This is a genomic window from Providencia sp. PROV267 (genome assembly GCF_028477825.1).
Lineage (GTDB): Bacteria > Pseudomonadota > Gammaproteobacteria > Enterobacterales > Enterobacteriaceae > Providencia > Providencia stuartii.
In genome coordinates, this window is the sequence record NZ_JAMPLX010000002.1 from 297136 (window position 1) to 316713 (window position 19578).

Sequence of the window (19578 nt, forward strand, 5' to 3'; positions counted from 1 at the left end):
ACATACTACTCTTATCTTTTACATAAATTAAGTCTGATCAGTAATAGATAATATATTCATTATATGGGAGTTTATGATTGGTTTTGTTGTTTATGTGGGGTCTAACTATCTCAATTTACGACAATCTGGTATGATTTCTATAATAATCCGTCTGAAAATGTTTGGAATAATAAAAATATGGTCATAAAAGCTCAAAGTCCTGCAGGGTTTGCGGAAGAGTATATTATTGAGAGCATCTGGAACAATCGCTTTCCACCAGGGTCGATTTTACCTGCTGAACGGGAACTCTCGGAGTTAATTGGTGTAACACGTACGACGCTTCGTGAAGTATTACAGCGTTTAGCGCGTGATGGTTGGTTGACGATACAACATGGCAAACCAACCAAAGTGAACAATTATTGGGAGACTTCAGGCCTGAATATTCTTGAAACCTTAGCAAGGTTAGATCATGACCGTGTGCCACAACTGATTGATAATTTGCTAGCGGTGAGAACCAATATCGCTGCTATTTTTATCCGTACTGCTTTTCGTCAAAATCCTGAAAAATCATTGGAAGTTTTGTCTGAGCGTGAGAAGGTCGAAGATAACGCAGATGCGTTTAGTGCCTTAGATTACAATATATTCCGCGGGTTGGCTTTCGCGTCGGGTAACCCTATTTATGGCTTGATTATTAATGGCTTAAAAGGGCTTTATACCCGTGTTGGTCGTTACTATTTCTCTAACCCGGAAGCACGACGCCTTGCGCTCAATTTCTATCAACAATTGTCAAACTTATGCCGCGAACAAGCGTACGATCGTATTATGGAATCCGTTAGAAATTACGGTAAAGAAAGTGGTACGATTTGGCATAGTATGCAAGGGAATATGCCTAACGACCTCGCAAATGCGCGCTAACCATTCCGCGCATCCTAATTTTAACTCACGTTACTGTATGATGTCTGAAGCCAGTTTGGTGCTATTAACCAACTGGCCTTTTGGCTGTCAGAAAACCAGAAATTGCAAGTGACTTGGTCAGCTACTGAATATTGCCTGACGCTTTTTTGGGCACACATGATATGGGGTATTCAATATTGAGAGCAATATTTTCTGCTTGAGTGATCATTTCGGGTGATTGTGGCTTTATATCAGGATAATAACATTGAAATAGTACTTTGCTATGGATTGTTTCGACAGCCTCACATTCAGTATGGCAAGTGAGCAGAGGGCGAATGCTAAAACAAATTTTTCCCTCGTGCTCCACTTTAAAATGTTTAAATGATATGCAATCTGAATCTGCTACACTGCGATTGGTCATTAAACAGGACATTACGATTAAAATAAGAAATGGTCGTTTTTTTATCATGCTCCCTCCGTCAGATTTTATTAATTGACTGCTGACTTTAGCAGCTAATTTCACGTGGTAACATTTTGATTTATAGTAATAATTAACGTTTATTAACGTTCGTTTCTATATTGTTTTATACACTGTGGATTCAATAAGATAGAGAAAGAGGCGTTTTCAGCAGACTGAGACCCAGAAGGCTTATACTTTGTAAATCTGATTCATCCAATACGAGAAAAGAGCAAAAACCATTTTTTGCGATAAAAATGGGTAATTGTTTTTGTGCTTGAAATCACTAAATTATCTACAATTCTGAAATAAAAAAATCAACAAGACTATAATTCATTTTAAGGTAAATTTGTGAATTTATTTTCTATGTTATTGCATGGAAATAACATATATTAAAAAATAGGTCATCAAAATAATATACCAACAAGATAGTATAAAACTCTAAATTAACGTATGAGAAAATAATTCAATCGAAATTAATTTTCTATTAATTGACTGTTTTTATTCTGTTTTTAACTATTCAATTAGAAATGGGCACTAGCATTTAAATCTGAGGTGTAAAGTAATTGTAACTGTTTTTGAATTAATTGTCTGAATTGTTAAAAGTGTTAATTAACCATATTGGAAAATGAATACTAGAATATTATTCTAATGAAAATATTCGTGCTAAGCAGCAGGGGGAGTGATGAAAGTTTTGGTCTTAGGTGCGGGGGTCATCGGTGTTACTACAGCTTGGTATTTAGCACAAGAAGGGCATGAAGTGACCGTATTAGATAGGCAAATGGATGTTGCTGAAGAGACGAGTGCGGGTAATGCTGGACAAATTTCCCCGGGCTATGCGACTCCATGGGGTGCCCCAGGGATCCCATTAAAAGCGGTTAAATGGATGTTCGAAAAGCACGCTCCATTAGCCATCAGGCCTGACGGCACATTATTCCAATTACGTTGGATGTGGCAAATGCTTAAAAATTGCGATATTCAACATTATGCGATGAATAAGAGCCGTATGGTGCGGATAGCGGAGTATAGCCGTGATTGTATTCGCCAATTACGTGCAGATACAGGGATTAGTTATGAAGGCCGTCAAGGTGGAACATTGCAACTGTTTAGGACCGAAAAGCAGTTTGATAATGCCGCCAATGATATCGCTGTCTTACAGAAAGAAGGCGTACCATACGAGCTGTTGACCGCCAATGAGTTAGCGAAAGCGGAGCCTGCGCTTGAATATGTGAAGGATAAATTGACGGGGGGCTTACGTTTACCTAATGACGAAACGGGTGATTGCCAACAATTTACTAAGAAACTGGCGAAAATGGCCCAAGATGCGGGGGTTAAATTCCAGTTTGGTCGTCATGTTGAACAGATCCTGACGGATGGCAATAAAGTGAGTGGTATTCGTTGTGATGGTGAAATATTACAAGCGGATCGCTATGTAGTTGCGATGGGCTCATATTCCACATCATTACTGCATAATTTAGTGAAAATACCCGTTTATCCATTAAAAGGGTATTCATTAACAATGCCAATTATTAATGCTGAGCGCGCACCGACATCAACAGTTTTGGATGAAACTTATAAGATCGCAGTAACGCGCTTTGATGACCGCATTCGTGTTGGGGGCATGGCAGAAGTGGTTGGCTTTAATTTGGATGTGCTGAAAAAACGCTGCGAAACATTGAAGATGGTAGTACAAGATCTCTATCAAGGTGGCGGTGATATTTCTCAAGCGACGTTTTGGACGGGGCTTAGGCCTATGACGCCAGATGGAACGCCGATAGTCGGCCCAACGGCTTATAGCAATTTATATTTAAATACGGGGCATGGAACGCTAGGTTGGACGATGGCATGTGGTTCAGGTAAGTTATTAGCTGATCTGATTTCAGGGAATAAGCCTGATATTGCATCCGACGATTTATCGGTATTTAGATATATTGATGGCTTTAATACAAAATTAACCCATAGTGGTGATTTATCGCCTGCGCGTTGAGCAATTGGCTGAAAAATATTCGGATAGTATAAAAAGAAGGAAGAGATATGCCTCGCCCAATCAGTGCGGTAATTCATCTGCAAAATTTTACTCATAATTTGTCCGTAGTTCGTCAGCACGTTGGGCATGCAAAAATATGGTCTGTCATGAAGGCAGACGCTTATGGTCACAGTATTAAACATGTGTGGAAAGCACTGGCGGCATCGGATGGCTTCGCGATTTTAGATCTAAATGAAGCCATTTTATTGCGTGAACAAGGTTGGAAGGGGCCTATTTTGTTATTGGAGGGCTTTTTCCAGCCTGATGATTTAAAAGTCATAGATCAATACCAATTGACTACGGCGGTGCACAGTTATTGGCAATTGGATGCGATTGAAAATAGGCACTTTCAAAATCCCATCTCCGTGTATGTCAAACTAAATAGCGGAATGAATCGCTTAGGTTTTGAGCCGCCGGAATATGCTCAAGTGGTGCATAGATTGTCTGCAATGGAAAATGTAGAGACGGTCACCTTAATGACACATTTTGCGAATTCGGATTTATCGACAGGCACAGATAAACCTCATGCGATAATTAAACAGTTTAGCGATGGTCAGTTTCCTGTCTGTATTGCCAATTCAGGGGCGACGTTATGGCACCCAAAGACCCATTATGATTGGGTTCGCTCTGGTGTGATCTTATATGGCGCATCACCAAGTGGTCGTTGGCAAGACATTGCGGATAAAGATTTACGTGCGACAATGACATTGCAATCACAAATTATTGCAACACATGAGATTGCAGCTGGGGAATCTATTGGTTATGGCAGTAAATTTACAGCACCTTACCCAATGAAGATAGCCACAGTCGCCTGTGGTTATGCGGATGGCTATCCACGTCATGCGCCAACAGGCACCCCCATTTGGTTAAATGGAACGCGTTGTCCTCTATTAGGAACTGTTTCAATGGATATGCTAACAATAGATGTTAGCGAATGCCCAACTGCTAAGATTGGTGATCGCGTTGAGCTATGGGGTAAAAACTTACCGATAGACGACGTTGCTCAGGCGGCAGGCACTATTGGTTATGAACTGATGTGCGCGTTGGCGAAAAGAGTACCAGTCGTATATGAAAATTAGAATGATTGTGTAAACAGTATTAGACATAGTTATAAATTTAACTAAAAATGTGATCAGTCGTGGGAGTGTTTTGGCTAAAGAGCACATCAAGGTATGATGCGCACTATTGTTCAATCTTCTAATATTTCAGGTTAATATGCGTAAAACAATCAAATTAACATCACTTGCTGTCGCATTAGGTTTATTATCCTCCGCAGCTATGGCTGGAACTTGGTCTGTAGGGGGTTCGGTTTTGGCGCAATCAACACCTTATAAAGGTATAAAATCGAAAGACTATGTTACGCCAGTACCGATTGTTAACTATGAAGGTGAAAACTTCTATTTTCGTACGTTAGCAGTAGGTTACTACTTGTGGAATGACCAAGAGGATCAACTTTCGCTTGATGCTTATTATTACCCTCAATTCTTCAAACCGAAAGATAACGACGACCGTGATATGCGTGAGCTTGATCGTCGCCGCGATACGGTAATGGGGGGCTTGACGTACAAACACAAAGCCGATTGGGGAACAATCCGTACCGTTGCGTCGGGGGATATGTTAGGGATCAGTAATGGTTTGCGTGCAGAAGTTGCTTACCTTTATGGTTTCTATGGCGACAATTGGTCGTTAGTTCCAGGTGTAGGTATCAAGTGGGATAGCAAAAATCAAAACCGCTATGAGTATGGTGTCTCTTCAAAAGAGTCGCGTAATAGTGGTTTAGCTCGCTATCGTCCGGGTGATAGCTGGACTCCATATGTTGAATTATCAGGTAACTATAAGTTCAATGATAATTGGAGTGCCTTTGCAATGGGGCGTATTGACCGTCTGCCAAATGAAGTGAAAGATAGTCCAATGGTTAATAAATCAGTTTCTGCAATTGTTTGGAGTGGGGTAACTTATACCTTCTAATTGCTAACCACGACTTGACAAAAAATCCCAAAATGCGCTTTGTGCTTTTGGGATTTTTTATTGGTATTTGAACAGGGCACGAATAGTTGCTGACATGGTTGATTATGGCGAATTTGCTGGTGGTAGATGGCTATTTTAGTCAGGATCTTTATAAATATCGCAAGGATAATCGGGGAGGTAGGATAAGACGTGAGCGATCTTGGCTTTTGCAAAATACTCATAAGCTTTTGCATAATCTTTGGTAACCCCCATGCCATTTTCGTACATTCGGCCTAAATAGAGATAGGCATCTTCGTTATGTTGTGCAGCCGCTTTATGATACAGCTCTAGAGCTATTGTATAATTTTGACCAATTGCATGACCATGTTGATACATGAAACCAAGCATAGCCTGAGCATCGGGAATCCCATTATCAGCCGCTTTTTTAATCCAAGCAAACGCTTTAAACCAATCTGTATCAACAACTTTTCCTTCATAATAGTGCAGTCCTAAAACATACTGTGATTTAGCACAACCTTGTTCTGCTGACATCTTTATCCAGCGATAAGTTTCTTCAGGTTGCCTTAGATACCGTGTGTTCCATGACGCGACGCTAAATTGTGCTTCGGCATCACCATTAACCGCATCTTCGCATACCTGTTTTGGCATATCTCTCATCCAACTATTACTATATTTTTTATATAAGTCGTCACAGTAGTTGGCAGAGACGGCAATAGGGGCAGACAATAATAATAACAAGGTGTACTTATTCATTGAGTTCATTTTTTAGTGGGATAGAAATCAATACTTATCTTAAATTTAATTATTGATGCTTTACAATGTGTAGACGGTTTTTTATATCACGTACTATTTCGTTGGAGAGAAAAGGTATATGAAGAAGTGCTGCTTGCGCCATCCTTAGTGACGTAACAGCATGATGAGGCGAGAAAAGAGCCCGCCTCATCGCGGAGGTCACTATCAGTCTTGTGGCTTATTATCGCGTGTCATCATAACGAGAGAAAGGCGAGCGGGGTGCTGATTTTCACTTTTCATCGGTTGATTAATGCGCGCCGTTTCAACACAAACCATCTGTTTGTAGCCATTGTTTGGCATATCTTGCATGCTACATGACAATTCAGCCCATGGGTTCCAACATACAACGTCAGAGTTATGGTAATGGTGTATTTCAATGGTTCGTGACCAGCTATCATCACGGATCAAACTATATTCCTCTGGCTCAGAGTAAATTCTGTCGGTATGGCTATTAATTTTTAGCGGCTTATCTTCATAAACTTCACGGTCACTGACTTTATCAAAGTAGTGGCCACCTAAACCGTACACCGTGGTTTTTTGGATATCACCAATATTGAGGTAAGTGTGCATTGCGGCTGTGGTTTCAAAATCACCATAGCTTTCTAATTCTAACTCACAGGTCTCACCGAGTTTCATTCGCAATATCAATGTAAACTCATGCGGCCATAGTTTGCGTGTATATTCGTTATCTGTCAGAGTGAAGGTGAGGATCACGCCATCTTCATGTTCATTATGTGCAGTAAATTGCCACGGTAAAATGCGGGCGAAACCATGACTTGGGCTACCCGCGGGGCCAAACCAAGGCCAGCAAATAGGGATACCCCCACGAATGGCTGTACCTGCTTTGAAAGCACTTTCACTGCTTAGCCAGATGCACGGTTTTTGACCACAAGGTTGCCAATCGATTAATTGTGCACCTTGAATACTAACGGCACCACGCACTTTAGGATGCGAAACAATAATTAAGGGTAATTCACCCAATTGGCGTTGGCTAATGTAGGCTGAAAGTTGCTTAATCACCGGTAAAGCAAAGAGTTTATCGTGCATAATTATTTGCCTGTGAATAGAGAAACAGTGAATACAAATAGGTTAGCAGAACTTAGGAAAACCGTCATTCACTCTAAGAGGTAAGTGAGGGGCTCCTGACAATTTAGGAGCGAATAAAAGCAAAAGAGCCGCCTAAAGGCGGCTCAAATTAACCATAAAACGCTAATAACTCTTATTTAGAGATGTGAGCGATCAGGTCTAGAACTTTGTTTGAATAACCTGTTTCGTTGTCATACCAAGAAACCAGTTTTACAAAGTTGTCGTTCAGTGCGATACCTGCTTTAGCATCGAATACTGAAGTCAGTTTTTCACCGTTGAAGTCAGTTGATACAACGTCATCTTCAGTGTAACCCAGAACACCTTTCAGCTCGCCCGCAGCCGCTTCTTTGATAGCGTCACAGATTTGAGCGTAAGTGGCTGGTTTTTCCATACGTACAGTTAAGTCAACAACTGAAACGTTTGGAGTAGGAACACGGAAAGACATACCAGTCAGTTTGCCATTCAACTCAGGAATAACTTTACCTACCGCTTTAGCAGCACCAGTTGAAGATGGGATGATGTTTTGAGAAGCACCACGACCACCACGCCAGTCTTTGTGAGAAGGACCATCAACAGTTTTTTGAGTTGCTGTTGTTGCGTGAACAGTCGTCATCAGACCTTCGATAATGCCGAATTTGTCATTGATAACTTTAGCCAGAGGTGCCAAGCAGTTAGTTGTACAAGAAGCGTTAGAAACGATTTCTTGACCTGCATAGCTCTTATGGTTAACACCCATAACGAACATTGGCGTGTCGTCTTTTGAAGGGCCAGTCAGAACAACTTTTTTCGCGCCTGCTTGGATGTGTTTACGTGCAGTTTCATCAGTTAAGAAGATACCTGTTGCTTCTGCAACAACGTCAACACCAACTTCGTTCCACTTCAGGTTTGCAGGATCTTTCTCTGCAGTGACGCGAATTTTTTTGCCATTTACAACTAGGTGACCATCTTTAACTTCAACAGTACCGTTGAAACGACCGTGAGTAGAGTCATATTTCAGCATGTATGCCATATAGTCTGCATCGAGCAGGTCGTTGATAGCAACGATTTCGATATCAGAACGCTCTTGTGCAGCACGGAAAACGATACGGCCAATACGACCAAAACCATTAATACCTACTTTGATAGTCATAGTATTTCCACCAGCTATTTATTCGTGAATTAAGTTGTAGTTAAAGTTACCAAAACCTTGCCAGCCGTCAAGCGGAATCGTGTCAATTATTGAAAAAAATCAAAACAACTCGCACTAATTGCTTACTTGTCAGCCACTTTAGAGGCAAATACATCCGCACGTATTATCGGGATTGTGCGGGATAATGAAACCTGCTATCAGTGATATATGTGAAACTCGTCACAAATCAAAACACAAAGCACTATGTTAATTAGTTTAGAATATCTTTATAAAACGTGTTGTTAATTTTTTGTTGCACCAAATGGGGGTATTCTTAGCTTAATACCACTCAGTTATTTCAATATTTGGGTTTGATATGACAGATAAAAGTAAGCAACCGATTGATATCTCGGAGCTAAATGATATTCAGCAATATGTCACTCAGCAGGCAGGGACCGAGCGTCCGTTCACTGGTGTGTTATTGCATAATCGTAAAGATGGGGTGTATGAATGCCTGTGTTGTGGTACACCACTTTTTCTATCAGACACTAAATTTGATGCAGGGTGCGGGTGGCCGAGTTTTTATCAACCAATGACTGAAGATGCGATTAAGTATATCGAAGATTTCTCCCATGGAATGCATCGGATTGAAGTGCGTTGTCAAAATTGTAATGCCCACTTAGGACATGTGTTTCCTGATGGTCCACAACCAACGGGGCAACGTTACTGCATTAATTCAGCATCATTAAGTTTTATCGATGAGAAAACTGGCGAAAAGACCCGTGGATAGGGTGCTGAAGCTAGCTGACGCTGAAAACTAAATTAAGCAATATCGATTCAGCTAAGTTGAAATAGATAATATGTCAAATGAACTACTAACTGGGTCTCTTTGAAGGAGTTGTGAAGTGAGTGTAAATTTAGAGCCAGAGCAATTAGAGCAACTGTTATCAGTGATGACCCCTGAAATTTATCAGCGTTTGGTGACAGCCGTTGAATTAGGAAAATGGCCTGATGGTGTCGCATTAACCCCTGAGCAAAAAGAGCATAGCTTACAGATGGTGATGTTATGGCAGTCTCGTCATAATCATGATCCTGAACATATGACCATTGGTACGGATGGGCAGATCACGATGAAAAGTAAGCAGGAACTTAAATCGATGTTTCAAGGGGAAATGTTGGCAACCTTGAAGCCACAAAATAAAGACGAATAATCGCAATTAGAGGCAGGCGACAGGCGAAATAACACGCTAGGCATACAGAAAAACGAAATGAACAGTGTGCCTTGTCGCCGTGGTTGAAAATGGCGCAATCAGCGTTGATAAAACATGGATATGGGGGAGAGGTACTCGCGTGTGCTTTTTATTCAATCTATGTCAAACAACCAATAGTGTTAGCGACTAGCCAATACCTTGCCTTAAAAGGGCAAGGTACGTCGTTGTTAATTATTGCAGAGAATCGGTGGTGAGTAGGGTCGCCCCTTTTTGTGACATCTCGGCTAATGCGAGTTCACTATCCATTGCGGATAAATTTACGCCTCGGCAACCATCGGTAAGTACATCAACGTTATATCCCAGCTTTAACGCATCAAGTACCGTGAATTTGACACAATAATCGGTCGCTATCCCCATAATGAATAATTGGGTAATTTGTTGCTCTTGTAACCAAGCGTGTAATCGCGTCTGGCTTACTTTATCATTGTCGAAAAAAGCACTGTAGCTGTCTACTTGCGGATTTTCACCCTTCGTAAAAACTTCACAAATGGCATCTTGGTTGAGTTCCGGATGAAACTCAGCGCCAACTTCCCCTTGAACGCAATGAACGGGCCACCACACTTGGGGAATGCCATTAAGCGTACCAATGTCACCAACTTGTGTTCCTGAATTAACAGCAAAGCTCAGGTGATTAGCGGGGTGCCAGTCTTGACTAGCGATAATCGGAATATTTTGTCGTTGGCATAACTCTATCGCCTTATTCGCTGTTTTTATTACCGTTTCACTATCGGCGACAGCAAGGGCACCACCTGTACAAAAATCATTTTGTAGATCAACTAACAGTAAAGCGGATTTAACTAAATCCTCATTTGGCTTATTCATCGGCATAGCTGAGTTCACCTCTAAGATTATGTTGCATTAATTCCCGAACATGTGCCGGTGTATATTCTTGACTAAGTAAGTAATGTAACTTACTCAATGCAGCTTCAAATGTCATATCAAATCCACTGATAACGCCTGCCTCGGCAAGTGCATGTCCTGTCGCATAGCCTTCCATATTGACTCGACCTGAAATGCACTGTGTCAGATTTACCACAATAATGCCTCGGTTTGTAGCATCATGGAGAATTTTCAGTAATTCAGGGCGTTGTGGGGCATTTCCGACACCATAGGAGCGTAAAATCAGAGCTTTTACAGGTTGTTGGAGTATGTTACGTACAATTTCAATAGACAGTCCGGGATAGAGCATAACGACACCAATCGGTTGTGGTGTGATCCGGTGGCAGATTAATGGGCCAACACCGATTGGGGCTGGGCAGGTATTAAAAGTACGAATATGAATACCTGCTTCCATTAATGGTGGACAGTTGGGGGAAGTGAACGCATCGAAACCATCGGCATGCGATTTTACGGTGCGGTTTCCTCGATACAGTTTATTGTTAAAGAACAAACCGACCTCATTAATGGGGTAATTCGCAGCGAGATATAAGGCATTAAGTAGATTAGTTTGGCCGTCTGAACGCAATGCCTCTAAGGGAATTTGTGACCCTGTCACAATTACAGGCTTACGTAGGTTCTCTAGCATAAATGATAATGCTGATGCCGTATAAGCCATTGTGTCAGTGCCATGTAAGATAACAAAGCCATCATACAGCGCATAGTTTTCACTGATATCATCGGCAATGATTTGCCAATCTTCTGGCGTAATATCAGAGGAGTCGATTAAAGGCTGGTGTTCTTTGATGGTAAACTCAGGCATTTCAGGGCGATGGAACTCGGGCATTTTAGCTAATTGGGCCTGAAGGTGCCCTGAAACTGGAATATAACCTTGTGGGGAGTGGCGCATACCAATGGTTCCGCCAGTATACACAACATAAATCGATTTCTTCTGCATTGAGTTACCTAATGTTCGACGAATAGCATGAATAACAATATAAGCAGCTATTACTATCCTTTGTTTTATATGAAGATATAACAATTTTGACTCATTTAATTATTGTTATCTACTGTTTAAGTGGGATTTGCGAGAGGAGAGGCAAGATAAATAGAGGGATCCCCTTTAGGTGTGCTAAAGGGGATCAGGGAAGTTAGTTAATTTCGGCGCAATTTAAACAGAATGCGTAACGATTTTGAGGATCGTTCATTTTTAAGAAGAATTGTGCCTGTTGACGAATGTCGGTAGCAACAGCTTCTGGTAAGAAGACCTGTAGAATGTCAGGCATCACTGCTTGGGCAGTGCTACTGAGTTCTAAAATTAACTGATCCATAAATGACAACTCAGGTTGCATCCAATCTAATGAGACGTCATTGAGTTTGGCTAATTCAGCCGCTTTAGTCACGGCATCATCGAAATCTCCTAATTGGTCGACTAAGCCAATTTTTTTCGCGTCACTGCCAATCCAAACACGGCCTTGGGCGATTTTATCAATTTCTTCTGGCGTTTTATTACGTGACTTCGCGACTAAACCTATGAAGGTTTTATAACCATTTTCGATAGTAATTTGCATCATATCGGAAAATTCAGGGCTAATTCCTTTGGTTGCAGAGATATCGGCAAGTGGGGTGGTTGATACACCGTCAGTATACACTCCGACAGAATCTAAGGCATTTTCAAAGGTATTGATTACGCCAAAGATGCCTATCGAACCCGTAATCGTATTCGGGCTTGCCACAATATAGTTCGCAGGGGTTGAAACCCAATAGCCGCCAGATGCAGCCATGCCGCCCATTGAAACGACGACGGGTTTACCTGCAGCACGTGCAGACGCGAGTTCGTTGCGGATAAGATCAGAAGCCGTTACGCTACCACCAGGGCTATTAACGCGTAAGATGATTGCTTTAATATTTTCGTTCAAACGGGCTTCGCGAATTTGTGAGCTAATTAAATCACCACTTGCAATACCCGGAGATTGAGGGCCATCCATGATAGCGCCCTGAACGATGATAACGGCAATATTACCCGCTGTGGCTGATGTTTCAGAGCCAGTTGTGCTGGTCAGCTTACCTGAATAATCATAAATACTGATGTAATTGAAATGCTTCTCTTGTTTATTCCAGCCAAATTGATTCTTAAGCACATTTTCTGCTTGCTCACGCGTATAAATCTTATCAACTAATTTTTGATTTAATGCGTATTTTGCGTTATCACCACCGGAGGCACGTAACTTACTAAGTAACACATCTGCCCCAGGGAAGATACCTTTCGCAGTGGTTTGGCGGTTTTTGGCTAGTGTATCAAGATAGTTATTCCATAACGCATCTAGCCACTGTTTAGTCGCTTGGCGTGCTTCTGGTGACATATTGTCTCGCATTAGCGGTTCAACAGCAGATTTATAAGTCCCCACACGGAAAATATGGCTACTGACTTTTAATTTTTCTAACAAGGATTTGTAGTAAAGGGTGTTTGTTGAAAAGCCTTGGATCCCCACCATACCTTGAGGGGATAGAAAAATATGATCAGCGTAACTGGCTAAATAATATTGAGACTGACTAAAACTATCGCCAACAGCATAGATAGGTTTTCCAGACTCTTTGAATTCAGTAATCGCTTTCCCGATAAAGTTTAGGGAAGGCTGATCTGCACTAACGAGGTTATCTAAACGTAATACCATGCCAGTAATACGATCATCGGTTGCTGCACTACGAATGGTATCGACAATGTCAAATAGTGAGTTTTCTTGCATGCGGTTGTTAGGGGTTCCCAATAACTCACGACTCATGCGGCCAAAAGGATCGGGGGTTGAGACCTGATCAACGACAATACCCTGTAAGTCAACATAAAGTGCACCAAAATAGTTTTGGTCAGGTTTAGAATCGGATTGATATAGCGCTATCGAACCAATAACTAAAAAACACAATATAAGAAAAATAGTGTTGAAAACCAATTCCCGAATAAAATTTAGTATTCGCCAACTGAATTTAAATACAGTGGCGATGATTTTCCATGTTTGACGCATAATTTCTCCGACACACGAATTTGCACTTGTTATCTTAACGAAATAAAAACAGTTGTCTGCAAATGAATAATATTTTTATTCATAACAATACGCTTTGGAGCGTTGTACAATGTCGTGATGATATTTTTCAACATACACAAATGATATAATTCAATCAATTAATCAATATAACACCATGGTACTCGTTAGCGAATAAGATGAATGATAAGTTTTTAAGCTGAGTACCTAACCCTGGTTGGGGTATTTAATCATTAATCAGCGCAATAATGATTGCTTGTTTGAATGACTATTATATCAGTTTACTCTGAATCGGAGAGGAATATGGATGCTTTAACCCTTTTATTGAACCGCCGTTCAGCTTCACGGCTAACAACCCCAGCACCACAAGGCGATGAATTGCAAAATATTTTAGCGGCAGGTATGCGTGCTCCTGATCATGGTGCTTTACGGCCTTGGCATTTTATTGTGATGCAAGGCGAAGGGTTAAATCACTTTAGCCAATTACTTGAAAAAGCAGCGAAAGAGGGCAACTTAGGGCCGGAAGTGGAAGAGAAAGCGCGTAATGCCCCGTTTAGAGCACCTTTGATTATTACAGTTATCGCGAAGACTCAAGCACACCCTAAAGTACCTGAGTGGGAACAAGTTGTTGCTGCTGGTTGTACGGTACAAGCGATGCAAATGGCGGCGGTTGCCCAAGGGTTTGGGGGAATTTGGCGTTCAGGTTCTTGGACGGAAGATGCGGTTGTGCGTGAAGGATTAGGTTGTGCACCGACAGATCGCATTGTGGGCTTTTTATATTTAGGTACGCCTGAACTGAAAGCACCTGCAAAAGTACAGATCCCTGATATGCAAGAATTTGTTTCTTACTTTTAATTGATAAGGCCGAGCGTAATGGAAAAAATTAGATTAACACAGTATAGCCATGGTGCAGGTTGTGGTTGCAAAATTGCCCCAAAAGTTTTGGAACAAATCCTTCATACAGAGCAGGCCAAATTTCATGATCCTCATCTGCTTGTAGGTAACGAAACAAAAGATGATGCGGCTGTTTATGATTTAGGCAATGGCATAGGGATTATCAGTACGACAGATTTTTTTATGCCCATTGTTGATTCACCATATGAATTTGGTCGTATCGCGGCGACTAATGCGATTAGTGATGTGTTTGCTATGGGCGGTAAACCCATTATGGCAATTGCTATTTTAGGGTGGCCTATTGCGAAACTATCTCCCGAAGTGGCAAGAGAAGTCATTGAAGGAGGGAGAGCGGCTTGTGCCGATGCAGGGATTACGCTTGCAGGTGGTCACTCTATTGACGCACCAGAACCGATTTTTGGTTTAGCGGTAACTGGGGTGGTAAATACAGAGCATGTGAAGAAAAATAGTGCAGCAACAGCAGGTTGTGAACTTTTTCTGACTAAGCCGCTGGGCATTGGCGTATTAACGACCGCAGAGAAAAAAGGGTTATTAGCCGAAGAGCACCAAAATCTTGCGGCACAAACAATGTGTCAGTTGAATAAACTGGGAGCTGTTGTTGCACCGTTACCGGGCGTGACTGCAATGACTGATGTGACGGGTTTTGGTCTACTTGGGCATTTGAGTGAAATTTGTGAAGGCTCAAAGGTACGAGCAGAAATATCCTTTAGCCGAGTACCGAAACTTGCAAATGTTGAACATTATATCGATGCCGGTTGTGTGCCTGGGGGAACCCAACGCAACTTTGAAAGTTATGGGCATCTTATTGGGCCGATGACAGAGGCTCAACGCAAATTATTATGCGATCCACAAACATCGGGTGGTTTACTGATAGCAGTAGAACCTTCTGAGGTCGCTAAAATTAAAGACATTGCACAGCAGCAAGGTGTTTTGTTACAGTCTATCGGCAAATTATTACCCCATCGGGAAAATGTACCTTTAATTGAAGTGATAGATTAATTCATGCGTTTGTTTATTGCGGAAAAGCCCAGCCTCGCTAGGGCAATAGCGGATGTGTTGCCAAAACCTCATAAGAGAGGGGATGGTTTTATCCAGTGCGGTGATGACCAAATAGTGACATGGTGTATAGGCCACTTATTGGAACAAGCTGAGCCAGATGCGTATGAGCCTCGGTATGCTCGCTGGAATCTGCAAGATCTGCCGATCATTCCTGAAAAGTGGTTGTTAAAACCACGTTCCGCAGTGACAAAGCAGCTTAAAACGATTGATTCCCTTCTCAAACAGGCAACGGAAGTCGTTCATGCCGGAGACCCTGATAGAGAAGGGCAACTGCTGGTGGATGAGGTATTAGATTTTTTGAAGCTTTCTGATGAGAAAAGAAAGCAAGTCAAACGTTGTTTAATCAATGACCTTAACCCTCAAGCCGTTGAAAGAGCCATCGAACGGTTACGTGAAAACCGAGAGTTTATTCCTTTATGCGTTTCGGCATTAGCAAGAGCAAGAGCGGATTGGCTATACGGTATTAACATGACGCGTGCCTACACATTGTTGGGGCAACGTGGCGGGTATCAAGGCGTATTATCAGTAGGGAGAGTACAGACCCCTGTATTAGGCCTTGTTGTTCGCCGTGATGAAGATATTGAAAACTTTGTACCTAAAGATTATTTTGAGGTACGCGCCCATATTGTGACGCCAGAAAATGAACGTTTTGTGGCTACTTGGCAACCAAGTGAATCTTGTATTGATTATCAAGATGAAGAAGGGCGTTTATTTCATCGTCCTCTTGCTGAACATGTGGTGTCGCGTATTACAGGGAAGCCTGCTTTTGTTACGCAGTATCAGGACAAACGCGAATCTGAAATTGCGCCATTACCATTCTCCCTTTCTGCACTACAAATTGAAGCTGCTAAAAAGTTTGGGCTAAGCGCTCAAGAAGTTTTAGATATCTGCCAGCGTTTATACGAAACTCATAAATTGATCACGTATCCACGTTCAGATAGCCGTTATTTACCGGATGAGCATTTTGCTGGACGTCATTCTGTGTTGAATGCGATTTCAGTACATCAACCTGAATTAACCCAGTTTGAATTACCTGAATTAGATAAAAAAAATCGCTGCTGGGACGATAAAAAAGTGGATGCTCACCATGCTATTATTCCAACCGCAAAAGCCGTATCAGTAAAACTAACGGAGCATGAAGCCAATATTTATCAACTGATCGCCCGTCAATATATCATTCAATTTATGTCAGATGCCGTTTACCGTAAATGTACGATTGAGCTTGACATTGAAAAGGGCAAGTTTATTGCGAAAGCGCGTTTTTTAGCGGAAGCGGGTTGGCGAGTCGTATTAGGCAGTAAAGAGCGCGATGCTGAAAATGACGGTAGCCCATTACCGGTTGTTGCTAAGGGGGATGAGTTACTGTGTGAAAAAGGCGAAGTGCTTGAAAAACAAACGCAACCCCCAAGGCCTTTTACGGATGCGACACTATTATCCGCGATGACGGGGATTGCGCGTTTTGTTCAAGATAAAGCCTTAAAAAAGGTATTGCGTGAAACTGATGGGTTAGGCACTGAAGCGACGCGAGCAGGTATTATTGATCTGCTATTTAAGCGTCAGTTTTTATATAAAAAAGGTCGCTATATTCACTCAACTCCAGCGGGCAGAGCGTTAATTCATGTATTGCCTGATATGGCCACATTGCCAGATATGACGGCGCATTGGGAATCTATTTTGACGCAAATCAGTGAAAAACAAACGCGTTATATTGATTTTATGAATCCGCTTAGTGCGACATTAACGCAGCTTATTCATCACGCCCGTCAGTTTACTAACTTACGAGCATTTCGAGAGTTACCGCCTGTCACAAAGAATAAAACGACTAAAAAGCCCGCAAAATCGGCGAAAAAACCGAAAAAAAGTGAGCAAGAGTAGTCTACTAGTGAGTGTGAGCCATTTGATGGTTATCGGAGAGGTCGATAGGGAAAATCTTCCCTATCGAACAAAAAAGAGTAGTTAGCCTTTGGTTAAATCAAACTCGGCCCAAACGGGGGCATGATCTGAAGGTTTTTCCATTCCCCGTATTTCGTAGTCAATCCCTGTTGCCACACAACGTGTAGAAAGAGCCGTAGACGCTAAGAGTAAATCTATACGTAAGCCTCTGTTATCATCAAAACCTTTTGAACGGTAGTCGAACCACGAGTAACAATCATCCACGTCAGGGTTCATTGCGCGATAAGTATCGACAAGCCCCCAATTTAGCAGTCGTTCCATCCATGCGCGCTCTTCGGGTAAAAATGAGCATTTACCTGTTTTTAGCCAGCGTTTACGATTCGCTTCGCCAATACCAATATCCAGATCAGTTGGACTAATATTCATATCACCCATGATCAATAGCTGTGATTGAGGGGTCTGGGTTGATGTAATATAGTCTTGTAAGTCTTGGTAAAATTTCTCTTTAGCAGGGAATTTTACTGGGTGTTCACGGCTTTCGCCTTGAGGAAAATAGCCATTTACGACAGTTAATAAACCATGATTGGTTTCAATATCTGCCATGATGATCCGGCGTTGTGCATCATCATCGTCGGTAGGAAAGCCTTTTCGAACTGCAACAGGCTTATTTTTAGTCAGGAGAGCGACGCCATAGTGTGCTTTTTGACCATGATAAAATACATGATAGCCTAACTTGCTAACGTCATCGTAAGGAAACATTTCGTCGTGAACTTTGGTTTCCTGTAGACCTATCACCTCTGGCTGATGCTTATCAATGATAGCTGCCAATTGGTGTGGGCGAGCACGGAGGCCATTTATGTTGAAAGAGATAAATTTCATGGTCTTTTATCACCTATTAGATTTTTGTCTGTACATCGAGATTCTAACAGATGATGACTAGACTGTAACTATTAAATAACTATTTAAATATAAATTGAATTATGCTTAATGAATATTTATAGCTCTAATTATAATCGTAATGTTTTATCTTAAAATTTAAATAAGATTATTAGTTATACAATTAATGAAAAATATGTTCACTGATTTCAAATTGGTGATTTATATTTAATGTGATTTAATAGTCGAGTCATAAAAAATAATGAAATGAAACAGTATAATATATTGCTTTGCATTGTTGGAAAATATAAAAATAGTTTTATGAAAAATTGTTACTCATTCAATGAAAAATTAAATTAAAATTTTCATCTGATATGTCAAGTGATGGGCTATTCAACATATTGTTTTTAATGATTAATAATGTTGAATTTTGCATGTTTAATAAACAGAATGGGGTCATAGATATGTTCTTTTCAAGAAAATTAGAGGCATTTATGGCAGTTGTTGAAAATGGCTCATTAAGTAAGGCTGCTAGGGTAATGAACCGAACGACGCCACCAATTGCTAAGTCAATTAAAGACTTTGAAACAAGCTTAGGAAAACGCCTATTTAAACGAGAAAAGTTTGGTATGACTTTAACTAAGGATGGTCAAGAGTTATATAATGACTTACGTGATCTTTACTTACAAGAGAAGGAAATAACTAAGAAACATTTCACAGGTTATATTGTCAATGAAGCCAATATTTATTATGACTGGGGGAAAGAAAATTTTCTTATTCACCTTTATCAGGCAGCAAATAAAAATAATGTTCAAATTAATATATTGAGGTTTAATTATGAGGAGGTTGATGAAATTGTTGATTACGATGGTAATACGGTTATTTTAAGTTCTCAACCTGTCGTCAGTGAGCGTTTTTCCTTACAAAGAAAAATAGAGAATGCATCATTAGGAATTTATTGTCGTAATGAATTATATGAAAAATATCATTACAATATTATGGCGCTATTAAGGCAATGCACATGGCTGTGTGATCCTGCATTTTATAAGAGCAGTTTAATGGGGGAGCTGCTTAATCAGGTTGAACTAGAAGGTAATAAGGCCAGTATTCGGCAAATGGATAATATTGGTAACTGCCAGAGTTTTCTTCAAGTTGGTGATTTTATTGCAATTATTGATTACTACCCTGAAAATGACGTGAATGATAAGTTGCTTAACTATATTCCGTTGAATTCAATTATTGAGGATTGCTGCTGCTATGTTTATAAGTCTAAGTCACACTCTAGTGTATTAAATCGATTTATAGACACAATTGATACTTTAGGTGAAGGGAACGCTTGA

At 40.9% G+C, this 19578-nt stretch carries 17 protein-coding genes; 10 read left to right on the forward strand and 7 right to left on the reverse strand.

Going from position 1 to position 19578, the window contains the following annotated elements; translation table 11 throughout:
• Positions 1-177 precede the first annotated feature (177 nt).
• From fadR to PR709_RS02265, 4 genes are all read left to right on the forward strand, one after another.
• A complete protein-coding gene (gene fadR, locus PR709_RS02250; protein ID WP_004920358.1) occupies positions 178-894 on the forward strand; it encodes a fatty acid metabolism transcriptional regulator FadR in 717 nt (238 codons plus the stop codon).
• A gap of 1121 nt (positions 895-2015) precedes the next feature.
• A complete protein-coding gene (locus PR709_RS02255; RefSeq protein WP_004920353.1) occupies positions 2016-3317 on the forward strand; it encodes a D-amino acid dehydrogenase in 1302 nt (433 codons plus the stop codon).
• Positions 3318-3364: 47 nt separating this feature from the next.
• Positions 3365-4435 carry an alanine racemase gene (gene alr, locus PR709_RS02260; protein WP_272570700.1) on the forward strand — a complete coding sequence of 357 codons (1071 nt, stop codon included), beginning with the start codon at positions 3365-3367 and terminating at the stop codon, positions 4433-4435.
• A 136-nt stretch (positions 4436-4571) separates the two neighbouring features.
• Positions 4572-5324: a MipA/OmpV family protein gene (locus tag PR709_RS02265; RefSeq protein ID WP_004920345.1), complete on the forward strand. Its 753-nt coding sequence runs from the start codon at positions 4572-4574 to the stop codon at positions 5322-5324.
• Between the two features lie 135 nt (positions 5325-5459).
• Here PR709_RS02265 and PR709_RS02270 read toward each other — a convergent pair whose 3' ends face one another.
• The 3 genes from PR709_RS02270 to gapA form a co-directional block, all read right to left on the reverse strand.
• A complete protein-coding gene (locus PR709_RS02270; RefSeq protein WP_004920340.1) occupies positions 5460-6077 on the reverse strand; it encodes a tetratricopeptide repeat protein in 618 nt (205 codons plus the stop codon).
• 204 nt (positions 6078-6281) lie between these two features.
• Complete coding sequence (locus PR709_RS02275; protein WP_004920336.1) at positions 6282-7163, reverse strand: D-hexose-6-phosphate mutarotase; 882 nt, start codon at positions 7161-7163, stop codon at positions 6282-6284.
• A 172-nt stretch (positions 7164-7335) separates the two neighbouring features.
• Positions 7336-8331 carry a glyceraldehyde-3-phosphate dehydrogenase gene (gene gapA, locus PR709_RS02280; RefSeq protein ID WP_004920333.1) on the reverse strand — a complete coding sequence of 332 codons (996 nt, stop codon included), beginning with the start codon at positions 8329-8331 and terminating at the stop codon, positions 7336-7338.
• A 355-nt stretch (positions 8332-8686) separates the two neighbouring features.
• Here gapA and msrB point away from each other — a divergent pair, with 355 nt between their 5' ends.
• Both msrB and PR709_RS02290 read left to right on the forward strand, forming a co-directional pair.
• On the forward strand, positions 8687-9100 hold the full coding sequence (msrB, locus tag PR709_RS02285; RefSeq protein ID WP_004920330.1) for a peptide-methionine (R)-S-oxide reductase MsrB: 414 nt from the start codon (positions 8687-8689) through the stop codon (positions 9098-9100).
• A gap of 115 nt (positions 9101-9215) precedes the next feature.
• Positions 9216-9521, forward strand: a complete 306-nt coding sequence (locus PR709_RS02290) for a YeaC family protein (protein ID WP_004920326.1) — start codon at positions 9216-9218, stop codon at positions 9519-9521.
• 231 nt (positions 9522-9752) lie between these two features.
• On the opposite strand, the gene pncA is transcribed toward PR709_RS02290, so the two are convergent.
• The 3 genes from pncA to sppA all read right to left on the reverse strand — a co-directional run bounded on the left by pncA (position 9753) and on the right by sppA (position 13477).
• Positions 9753-10409 carry a bifunctional nicotinamidase/pyrazinamidase gene (gene pncA / locus PR709_RS02295; protein WP_042116629.1) on the reverse strand — a complete coding sequence of 219 codons (657 nt, stop codon included), beginning with the start codon at positions 10407-10409 and terminating at the stop codon, positions 9753-9755.
• Complete coding sequence (gene ansA / locus PR709_RS02300) at positions 10396-11415, reverse strand: asparaginase (RefSeq protein ID WP_004920319.1); 1020 nt, start codon at positions 11413-11415, stop codon at positions 10396-10398. The genes pncA and ansA overlap by 14 nt, the downstream gene beginning before the upstream one ends.
• Before the next feature lie 193 nt (positions 11416-11608).
• Positions 11609-13477: a signal peptide peptidase SppA gene (gene sppA, locus PR709_RS02305; protein WP_004920315.1), complete on the reverse strand. Its 1869-nt coding sequence runs from the start codon at positions 13475-13477 to the stop codon at positions 11609-11611.
• Positions 13478-13798: 321 nt separating this feature from the next.
• Here sppA and PR709_RS02310 point away from each other — a divergent pair, with 321 nt between their 5' ends.
• From PR709_RS02310 to PR709_RS02320, 3 genes are read left to right on the forward strand one after another with little or no spacing between them, the layout of a single operon-like run.
• Entirely contained in the window at positions 13799-14350 is a 552-nt protein-coding gene (locus tag PR709_RS02310; protein ID WP_042116627.1) for an NAD(P)H nitroreductase, read from the forward strand.
• A gap of 18 nt (positions 14351-14368) precedes the next feature.
• On the forward strand, positions 14369-15409 hold the full coding sequence (selD, locus tag PR709_RS02315) for a selenide, water dikinase SelD (protein ID WP_004920307.1): 1041 nt from the start codon (positions 14369-14371) through the stop codon (positions 15407-15409).
• A gap of 3 nt (positions 15410-15412) precedes the next feature.
• Positions 15413-17344, forward strand: coding sequence for a DNA topoisomerase III (locus PR709_RS02320; protein ID WP_004920303.1), 1932 nt, complete (start codon positions 15413-15415; stop codon positions 17342-17344).
• Between the two features lie 81 nt (positions 17345-17425).
• Here the strand turns inward: PR709_RS02320 and xthA are convergent, their stop codons facing one another.
• Positions 17426-18241 (reverse strand): exodeoxyribonuclease III, encoded by an 816-nt coding sequence (xthA, locus tag PR709_RS02325; protein ID WP_004920298.1) that lies wholly within the window; start codon positions 18239-18241, stop codon positions 17426-17428.
• A 461-nt stretch (positions 18242-18702) separates the two neighbouring features.
• Between xthA and PR709_RS02330 the strand changes: the two genes are divergently transcribed.
• A complete protein-coding gene (locus PR709_RS02330; protein WP_041705365.1) occupies positions 18703-19578 on the forward strand; it encodes a LysR family transcriptional regulator in 876 nt (291 codons plus the stop codon).